A 7108-nucleotide genomic window follows, 5' to 3' on the forward strand; every position below is an offset into this window, starting at 1 on the left:
CTGGTTGCCCAAGGCGGCAGCCTGTCGCGTATGTCTTTGGAAAGAAAGTTCGGGAGGGCCGTCACAACTGCCAGAAGCAGAAGGACGGCATAGGCCATTATGACCCATGCTGGTCTGCGCATTTTCAGTATCCTTTGGTGCCTGAGTATTTGGTCTGACGTCGAAATGTCAGACCGCGGGCGGCCCCCGGACGGGCGGAAGGATATTGATTGCAGGGGAAGAAACAGATGCCACAGGTTCCCACGAAACACGCGCCAGCGTTTGTCGTGGCGTAGCAATTTTTGATCTTGTCGCGGTGGCCAGCGGTGTGTCGCCCTCGGGCAATGGCGCGCGGATGAGTTGGCTTTGCGCCGTCAGGATGACCGGTGCGGATGCGGTCTCAGCTGCCGCAGCAGGGCCATCGTGGGTAACAGATCTTTCCGCCACAACATGATGCGCCCCAAAAAGCGCAATCGCCAGCACAAGGAAAAGCCGCGACACAATCGCGGCCATCCCACTTGCGGCTTGGCCACGCCCCTTTGTCATCCCTGCGCTGCCCAGACATAGCCTACGTAACCCGCCAGCATCACGACCCCGACGCCGCGTCCGATCACCGGACGGGTGAGCAGAAGCCCGGTCAGCACCAGCGACACGGCAATCATCACCGGAAGGTCGAAGGTCAGGAACCGCGACGAGACCGGGATCGGCGCGATCAGCGCGGTGACCCCGAGAATGCCCAGAACGTTAAAGATGTTCGATCCGATGATATTGCCGATGGCGATTTCGGACTGGCGGCGGAAGGCCGCGATCAGGGATGTGGCCAGTTCCGGCAGAGACGTGCCAACTGCAACGATGGTCAGGCCGATGAACGCTTCCGATATGCCGTATCCGCGTGCGATCGAAACCGCGCCATCGACCAGAAACCGCGCGCCGACCATCAATGCGACAAGCCCACCGAGGACCCATAGCACCGACACAAGCGTCGAGGCCGGAGGTTTCTGGCTTTCGTCCTCGGCTTCTGCCTCACCCGGCTTCAGGTAGGCCCAGATAAGATAGCCCACCAAGCCGCCGAACAGAACCAGCCCGGACAGGCGCGTCATCTGGCCAAAGGCGAAAATCGGGACCAGCAAAAGTGCCGCTGACATCATAACGGCCGTGTCGCGCCGCAGCGTGGCACCCATGACCTTGATCGGCCAGACCAGCGCCGAAAGGCCGACGATCAGCAGGATGTTGGCGATGTTGGACCCAATGATGTTGCCCAATGCGATATCGGGAACGCCGCGCCAGGCTGCGTCGACTGAAACCAGAAGCTCAGGCGTAGATGTGCCGAAGCCCACCACGGTCAGGCCGATCAGCAGTGGTGGGATAGCCATGCGCCGGGCGATGCCAACGCTGCCCCGCACAAGCGCCTCGCCGCCAAAGAACAGACCGATCAGACCGATCAGACCGATAAGCAGGTAAAGATAGTCCAAGTCGTTGTTCCCAAGGGGCAAGTGATCTGCCCATCACGCAAAATTGTGGATGCGGTACAGCGCTTGCAAGGGCCGCGTAAAGAAAATTTTGGGATGGAGAAGCCGCACAAATATTCTACGCAGCGACTCTTGAAGGAATGCTGTGGCGACATGATCTTTAGTCCAGTATCTCAATGTGGGAAAAAGTTACCGTTCCTGCAAAAATGAAGAACGCGTCAGCACAGAAACGAAAGGGATCGTGAATCATCGCCATGATCTCATCATCAAACGCCACGTCAAAAAGCCGCGCCACCGGCATGAAGAACAGCCATGCATACTTTGCGGACCGACGGGCCAGCGTCGACCGGTTTATTGATGACCAATTTACTTGGCCCGGGACCTTGCATTTACACAGCGCCGCGTTTGGTTGGGATGTCCTGCGCGCGCCGATCAATGTGGTGCTGTCTCCGGTCCTTGTCCTGACCCGGATCGCCTCGTTTCTGTGTCGGCGGATCAGGTTGCCTGCAATCGCCAACTGGCTTGCAGGACGGCGCATTCTGCTGCCCTCAGCGGTCTCGCGTCGGGTAGAAGCTCTGATTGCGACTGACCTTCTGGATCTGTCTCTGCCGCAGGGAGCAGCGGCTCGTGATCCGGGTGCGCTGTCCCGCGCCGTTCTTGCGGCCCCCCAGTTTCGCGAACTGATCCGCAGACGCGCAGACGCGGCAGAGGCGCAGGTTCTAGGTCAGAGGATTGCAGATGCGCTTGGTGACTATGCGGGGACAAGGTCGGCGGTGTCAGAGATGACCACGGGCCTTATCACGCTGGCCGTGGGCGCGCTATTGTTCCAGGCTCTGACCCCCGGCATGATCTCGATGGCACCCGGCGTTGCGGACGCCGTGGCACGGACCACGGCGGTTGCGGAGTTTCCCTTGGGACAGGCCATCGGAGGCCTATGGTACGGCATATTCCCCACAGGCGCATCACCCCTGCTTGTCGCGGCAAGTGTGGCGATCCTTATCATGATCGGGTCGGTCTTTGCCGCGTTTGCAGGTGTGCTGGCCGATCCAGTCCAGAGCCGTCTTGGCATTCACCACCATCGTCTAATGCGCCTGATCGACACGCTTGAGGTGGAGCTTTGCGGTCCCGGCGACAAGCCCTTCGCCGTACGCGAACACTACTACGCTCGGCTGTTGGACCTTTGGGATGTCATCGGCAGCGCATTTCGGCTCTTTCGCAATTAACGCGCTGCTTGATGGTCCCGCATCGTGGTATTTAACACATAACCTGTGAAATGGATTCCGGCACTGTTCGGTAAAAGTTGGAGAAAATGGTCTTAGAAATAACAATTGCCGTTCTGCTGACGCTCATAAATGGCGTTCTGGCGATGTCTGAACTTGCCATTGTTTCGGCACGCTCAGCACGATTAAAACTGATGGTCGACAAGGGCAGCCGAGGTGCGGCGGTCGCGCTAACACTTGCCAACGATCCCGGTCGTTTTCTGTCGAGTGTGCAGATCGGAATAACGCTGGTGGGCGTGCTGGCAGGGGCTTTTTCCGGAGCAACACTGGGCGCGCGGTTGTCCTCTGCATTGATCGACGCCGGCCAAACGTCGAATATTGCACACCCTTTGGGAGTTGGTTCCGTCGTTGTCGCGATCACCTATCTGTCGTTGATTGTCGGCGAGCTCGTTCCAAAACAGATCGCCTTGCGCTCCCCCGAAAAGGTTGCGGCCCGTATGGCACCGATGATGGCGCTCATAGCGCGTTTTGCCGCGCCGCTGATCTGGGTGCTTGATCAATCGGGCAAACTGGTCCTGCGTCTGCTTGGTCAGTCTCACCCGCAGCTCCATAAGGTGAGCGATGAGGACGTGCGTCTCATCATCGCGGAGGCTGAAAATTCCGGAGCAATTCACTGCGTTGAAAGCGGGATGATCGCGGGCGTCATGCGCGTGGCCGACCGCACTGCACGTGGACTGATGACACTGCGTCACGAGGTTGAGACATTAGACGCGTCTGCCGACAAGGAAAAACTGCTTGAACAGCTTCAGAACCTGCGCCGGTCCAGATTGCCAGTTCGCGAAGGCGGTGCAGATAACATCATCGGTGTGCTGATGACGCGTGACATTCTGGCCCCCGCTTTAAAGAACGAAACCTTCAATCTGCGGGCCCTGCTGCGCGAAGCACCTGTGGTGCAAGGGGGGCAGAGCGCCCTAGAGGTCATCGACCGACTTCGCACGGCACCCGCGCATATGGTTCTGGTCTATGACGAATATGGCCATTTCGAAGGCAACGTCACGCCGATGGACGTTTTGGAGGCGATCACCGGCGATTTCCCGGACACAGAGACGGATGAACCCAAGCTTGTAACCCGTTCTGACGGATCATACCTTGTCGCAGGCTGGAAGCCGGTTGACGAATTCGCAGCATTACTATCGCTGGACCTGGACGATGAACGCGACTACGAGACGGCGGCTGGATATGTTCTGGATAAAGTCGGAAGGCTCCCGGACGTTGCGGATCGACTTGATATTCGAAACTGGTCGATCGAGGTCGTCGATCTGGATGGGCGACGCATCGACAAGCTTCTGGTGACACCGGTTAGTTAAGCCGAGTAGGTCCCATGGAATGGGTATTTTTGAGGCCTCAATCAGCGATTTACAGCCTACTCCCGCGCGTTTTGCCTTTGCCTGTGACGCGCACAGTTCGTCAAGAGAAGTGCGAAGAAATTCATTTTACCGCACAGCATTGCTTGACCGTCTATGACAGCCCATATCCTGAAAATTAGCGTGTCTCCGTACTTGCGGTGTCGCAACTTGGCTTGGACAAAAATAGAACGTAACCGCTGACAAGCCTTTTTTGGAGTTTAGGCAGCTTGGACTATCTGCTCATTGATTTTCTGGGAAAGCCTGACTGGAGTTGGGAAGGCGTATTCGCGCTCGTTCTGGACACCATCCTTATCATCGCAATGATCATGTTGTCTTTGGCGGTTCCGCGCGCATTCCAAGGTTGGGTGCCGATTGCTCAGATAAAAACCGAATGAATACTTTGTCCTCCGGACTGCCACTTGGTAATGCCGCAGCCGTCAAGACGTTGTCAGAGGTCCTACGGGAATTCGATCAAAGCCCGGCCGAACGCATTTCCCTTGGCGATATGATCACAGCTCTAGGGGACCGCAGCTTTGTGCCCCTTATGATCTTGCTCGCCCTGCCAAACGTATTCTTTTTCGTGCCAGGATCATCAGTGATCACGGGATTGCCGCTCCTGTTCATCGCGTTTCAACTTGTGATTGGACGCCCAGTGGTCTGGCTGCCAAAAGTGCTGAATGAACGTTCGATTGAGCACGGCGTGTTCAGCCGCGTGTTTTCCCGCGCCGTGCCTTGGATTGAATGGGTGGAACGCCTGGCGAGGCCGCGCTATTGGCCGTTTTCGCGGGTCGTTGCAGAACGGATCGTGGGACTCACAAGTCTCGTGATGGCCATATTTATGTTCTTGCCCATTCCGTTTGCCAACTCCCTGCCGGCAGTATCGGTCATCACAATGGCACTCGGTCTTGGTCAACGTGATGGCTTGTGGCTCGCAAGCGGCTTGGTCGCATGTCTCGTTTCAACGGCAATTGTCGTTGCGATCTTCTCAGCAGGCGCTTTCGCGATGTTGAGTTTTTTCTAGGGCCAGCACCCATAAATTCTATGTTTGGTATATGATGCATCGGGTGAAAATCGACGGCTCATCCGCGCGCGTCAAGCAGGCTTATAATCATCAATCCCATAGGCTTACGTAGGCGGGGCGCGCAACACCGCAACCGATATAGACGTCGGTGTCAAAAGGGCAGCGAAGGTCGACCTGTCAACCGCTTCATCACCACCAGTCAGGTTAAGCATTTCATTCGCCTATGCGCCCGCAGCGGCCGTCATCCAAGGGAAAATACGGACATTGGGCGGACTTCAGCCGAAGGGACGCCAATGCCAAAAGTTATTTTTGCAGGTGCCCCTTTGAGCCCTTGAATGCATGTCGGGGAATACTGATTTCAGTCTTGTTCGAGGGAATTATTCTCTCGATCCATTCAACAGGAGAATACGAATATGCGTCGTGTAGCAGTAGGTACTTTGATGGCCGCTCTCATCGCGGCCCCGGCTTTCGCTCTAACGGTTTCGGACGTCGATACCGATGGTGACAGCCTCATTTCCTTCACCGAAATGTCGGTGTTGTACCCCGACCTTACCGAAGAGGCATTCGCTGCGGTCAACACAAGTGGCGACACACTCGTGGACGAAGCGGAACTCACAGCCGCTCTCGAAGCTGGCCTGATCGAGGAACCGGCCGAGTAATCCACTCGGTCAGTTTTCCTCGAGCTCAATCAAAGGATTAGAGAAATGGCGGTGAATATGCATGCGCCCAAACCGATCAACTGGTGGGTTTGGGGCGGAGGCGCAGCGGCTGCAATCGTGGTGATTGCCGCTCTTGGCTTCGGCTTCGATTGGTCCGGCACCGGGAACACCGGCGAGGTGGTCCCGGCGATCGAACAGACTGCGCCTGTGACTGAATAAGTCTCAGAAGCTTGAACATATTGCGCCCGGTGGACTAATGGTCGCCGGGCGCGGTCTTGTTGATTGATACCGGTTCGATTTCTTCACGAAAGTTCAGCTCTGAAGAAGAGATTGATAGCTTCGTGTGCAAAAAGTCCCAAAATACTGATTTCAAAAATCTTTTTTATTAGCTGACCATCTTGTTTTCTACAAAGCGTGGGACCATTTCATCAGTAGGCGAAACAATGTGGATTGCCATATCTCTGATGGAGAGAAAAATGAGTAGAGTTGCATTTGGCGCTCTTCTCGCGACCTTCGTAGCTTTTTCGGCTTATGCCATGAGCACCGAAATCGATACTGACGGGGACGGAAAAGCATCCCTCGCTGAACTTCAAATTGTCTTCCCGGAACTCACCGAAAACCTGTTTCTCGAAATCGACACCGACGCCGATGGCTTCGTGGACGATGAAGAGATGATGATCGCGGTCGAGACCGAGATGCTCCCAGACATCGAAACGGACGTGTAACAGCAGAAGGTGGAGATCATTCGATGCAGATGCATGACAAGTTCAGATGGCTCTACGCTTCTCTAGGCCTCTGGTTGATTGTCTCACCTTTTCTGCTCCTTGGCGGTCAAGCATTGCTGATGAATGCAAGGATAGATGAGACAGGGGTCTTGATGCTCAGTGGTCTGATGGCGCTTTGGGTGGGGTGTTTGAACCGCCCCAGTCAAGACCTGATACAAGCATTGGTCGGTCTGACGTTGGGATCGTCAATGATTGCCGCAGCACAGGTGCTCGGCCTCAGCGAAAGCTCAATGGCTGTTTGGAATGCTCAGGTCATTGGTTCGGTGTTCGTTTTGAGTGCTCTACTCGAGCTCTATGACCACTGGGCAGGCCACAACTTCCAGTGAACGTTATGGGGTGGGGCACCTGCGTGTTGCTGAGTTCGCGAGCTGTGGAGTGCTGCGGTTTGGTTGAGGCCGCAAAATCCGTTCGGGAATGGCCGCTTCCGTGACTTGGGCTGCGGTACAGCGTGGAACTCGCCGCAAATGCAAATTATTGCTGCGGGAGCAAAGGTGGAAAATCGAAGGTCGGTTTTGTCCGGCGGTCTCAACTGATCGACGCAACACATGCATTGAAACGCTCTGCGGGAG

The 7108-nt window shown here is 56.0% G+C and carries 10 protein-coding genes; 8 read left to right on the forward strand and 2 right to left on the reverse strand.

Annotation, left to right across the window (positions count from 1 at the left end; genetic code table 11):
* Window positions 1-168: 168 nt before the first annotated feature.
* Together V7730_RS21295 and V7730_RS21300 are read right to left on the reverse strand one after the other, a co-directional pair.
* Complete coding sequence (locus tag V7730_RS21295) at window positions 169-525, reverse strand: hypothetical protein (RefSeq protein ID WP_335749566.1); 357 nt, start codon at window positions 523-525, stop codon at window positions 169-171.
* The gene (locus tag V7730_RS21300; protein WP_335749567.1) at window positions 522-1451 is read right to left on the reverse strand and encodes a calcium/sodium antiporter; all 930 of its coding nucleotides are present in this window, start codon (window positions 1449-1451) and stop codon (window positions 522-524) included. The genes V7730_RS21295 and V7730_RS21300 overlap by 4 nt, the downstream gene beginning before the upstream one ends.
* A gap of 251 nt (window positions 1452-1702) precedes the next feature.
* Between V7730_RS21300 and V7730_RS21305 the strand changes: the two genes are divergently transcribed.
* The 8 genes from V7730_RS21305 to V7730_RS21340 all read left to right on the forward strand — a co-directional run bounded on the left by V7730_RS21305 (window position 1703) and on the right by V7730_RS21340 (window position 6865).
* On the forward strand, window positions 1703-2671 hold the full coding sequence (locus V7730_RS21305) for a DUF6635 family protein (protein WP_335749568.1): 969 nt from the start codon (window positions 1703-1705) through the stop codon (window positions 2669-2671).
* A gap of 86 nt (window positions 2672-2757) precedes the next feature.
* Window positions 2758-4035: a hemolysin family protein gene (locus V7730_RS21310; RefSeq protein ID WP_335749569.1), complete on the forward strand. Its 1278-nt coding sequence runs from the start codon at window positions 2758-2760 to the stop codon at window positions 4033-4035.
* Window positions 4036-4301: 266 nt separating this feature from the next.
* Window positions 4302-4469 (forward strand): hypothetical protein, encoded by a 168-nt coding sequence (locus V7730_RS21315; RefSeq protein WP_335749570.1) that lies wholly within the window; start codon window positions 4302-4304, stop codon window positions 4467-4469.
* On the forward strand, window positions 4466-5095 hold the full coding sequence (locus tag V7730_RS21320) for an exopolysaccharide biosynthesis protein (RefSeq protein ID WP_335749571.1): 630 nt from the start codon (window positions 4466-4468) through the stop codon (window positions 5093-5095). Before V7730_RS21315 ends, V7730_RS21320 begins: the two co-directional genes overlap by 4 nt.
* 413 nt (window positions 5096-5508) lie before the next feature.
* Window positions 5509-5754, forward strand: a complete 246-nt coding sequence (locus tag V7730_RS21325; RefSeq protein WP_335749572.1) for a hypothetical protein — start codon at window positions 5509-5511, stop codon at window positions 5752-5754.
* A gap of 45 nt (window positions 5755-5799) precedes the next feature.
* A complete protein-coding gene (locus tag V7730_RS21330) occupies window positions 5800-5973 on the forward strand; it encodes a hypothetical protein (protein ID WP_335749573.1) in 174 nt (57 codons plus the stop codon).
* A gap of 257 nt (window positions 5974-6230) precedes the next feature.
* Window positions 6231-6479 carry a hypothetical protein gene (locus V7730_RS21335; protein ID WP_335749574.1) on the forward strand — a complete coding sequence of 83 codons (249 nt, stop codon included), beginning with the start codon at window positions 6231-6233 and terminating at the stop codon, window positions 6477-6479.
* Window positions 6480-6502: 23 nt separating this feature from the next.
* Window positions 6503-6865, forward strand: coding sequence for a hypothetical protein (locus V7730_RS21340; RefSeq protein WP_335749575.1), 363 nt, complete (start codon window positions 6503-6505; stop codon window positions 6863-6865).
* The last annotated feature ends 243 nt before the right edge of the window (window positions 6866-7108 follow it).

The sequence above is a fragment of the Sulfitobacter sp. genome, assembly GCF_036961165.1.
Classification (GTDB): Bacteria; Pseudomonadota; Alphaproteobacteria; order Rhodobacterales; family Rhodobacteraceae; genus Sulfitobacter.